The sequence below is a fragment of the Paraburkholderia humisilvae genome, assembly GCF_902859855.1.
Classification (GTDB): Bacteria; Pseudomonadota; Gammaproteobacteria; order Burkholderiales; family Burkholderiaceae; genus Paraburkholderia; species Paraburkholderia humisilvae.
Window position 1 is genome coordinate 1 of the sequence record NZ_CADIKH010000351.1, and the last position, 1,333, is coordinate 1,333.

The window sequence follows — 1,333 nt, forward strand, 5'->3', positions numbered from 1 at the left end:
CAGCAGTCGCGCAAGGCCCCCCGCAAGGTTCGCTCCGACATTACCTGAACACATCGATCTGCTGAAGGATCTGCCCGGGGAACTTGATCGGAGATACCACTCCAGCGTCAGACGGTTCCTGGTGCATCTGGAAGAGCAGGGACAGTCATGGTCGCAACTGGTGGCCGCGGGCAGCGGTGCGGGTGCGCGCCTTGCCGCGCTTGAACAGGCCGTCAACGAAGGGATCCGGCATCATGGCTTGCCGACCAGGACGCGAACTGCGCTCAACCAGGCCTTCGGGTTCAGGCTGCGAGGCGACATAAAAGGAGCATGGGCCCTGGTTCCGCCGGATCTTCAGGAGCACAAGGATCTGCTGAGGGATCTGCCCGGAGAACTGGATCGCACATACCGCTCTAACGTCAAGTGGTTCCTGGCGCATCTGGAAGAGCAGGGGCAATCATGGTCGCAACTGGTGCCCGCGGACAGCGGTGCGGGTGCGCGTCCTGCCGCACTTGAACAGGCAGTCAACGAGGGGATCCGGCATCATGGCTTGCAGACTAACACGCGCGCAGCTATCAACCAGGCCTTCGGGTTCAGGCTGCAAGGCGATATACACAGAGCGCCGGATCTTCAGGAGCACAAGGATCTGCTGAAGGATCTGCCGGAAGAACTGAGTAAGGTATACCGCTCTAGCGTCAACCGGTTCCTGGCGCATCTGGAAGAGCAGGGACAGTCATGGTCGCAACTGGTGGCCGCGGGCAGCGGTGCGGGTGCGCGTCCTGCCGCGCTTGAACAGGCCGTCAACGAGGGTATCCGGCATCATGGCTTGCAGACCAGCACGCGCGCAGCCATCAACCAGGCCTTCGGACTCAAACTGCAAGGCGACACAAGAATAGTTCGGCTTGCGCCGGATCTTCAGGAGCACAAGGATCTGCTGAAGGATCTGCCTGAAGAACTGGGTAAGACCTACCGCTCTAGCGTCAACCGGTTCCTGGTGCATCTGGAAGAACAGGGTCAGTCATGGTCGCAACTGGTGCCTGCGGGCAGCGGTCCGGGTGCGCGTCCTGCCGCGCTTGAACAGGCAGTCAACGAGGGTATCGCGCATCATGGCTTGCAGGCCAACACGCGCGCTGCGCTCAACCAGGCCTTCGGGTTCAAGCTGCAAAGTAAAGCAGAAAAGCGCGGATAGCCCGGCCGACCGTGCCGCGACAACACTTCGCAGCGACACAAGGACCCGTTCTCATCGAGCAATTGTCAAATCTGGTGTACGCGGTGAGCAGGTTCATCAGGCGGCGAGCGATTGCTGAACCGGTGTGCTGTCGATCACCGGGATGCCATTTCTGAAAGGAATGCC

1 protein-coding gene is annotated in these 1,333 nt (G+C 60.8%); it reads left to right on the forward strand.

All coding sequences use genetic code 11. The annotated features are described in order from the left end of the window. On the forward strand, positions 1-1,168 hold a 1,168-nt coding region (locus HV796_RS42465), incomplete at its 5' end, for a hypothetical protein (RefSeq protein ID WP_217478250.1). Positions 1,169-1,333: the final 165 nt, after the last annotated feature.